This window comes from Pseudomonas sp. HMSC067G02, assembly GCF_001813485.1.
GTDB lineage: Bacteria > Pseudomonadota > Gammaproteobacteria > Pseudomonadales > Pseudomonadaceae > Pseudomonas > Pseudomonas aeruginosa.
In genome coordinates this window covers 1-227 of sequence record NZ_KV812702.1, presented here as the reverse complement: position 1 = coordinate 227, position 227 = coordinate 1, and the positions used below count along the sequence as shown (strand labels likewise).

Sequence of the window (227 nt, the reverse complement as noted above, 5' to 3'; positions counted from 1 at the left end):
CCGCACCACCTGCACTACACCGCGCTGCCGGACTGGGCGCAGTCGCTGGGCATGGTGATGTCGCTGATCCTCCTGGCGCCGAGCTGGGGCGGCATGATCAACGGCATGATGACCCTCTCCGGGGCCTGGCATAAGTTGCGCGACGACCCGATCCTGCGCTTCCTGGTGGTGTCCCTGGCGTTCTACGGCATGTCCACCTTCGAAGGCCCGATGATGGCGATCAAGAC

At 65.2% G+C, this 227-nt stretch carries 1 protein-coding gene; it reads left to right on the top strand.

What is annotated here, in order from left to right; all coding sequences use genetic code 11:
• The coding region (locus HMPREF2914_RS22555; RefSeq protein ID WP_042951601.1) for a cbb3-type cytochrome c oxidase subunit I at positions 1-227 on the top strand (227 nt) is incomplete at both ends.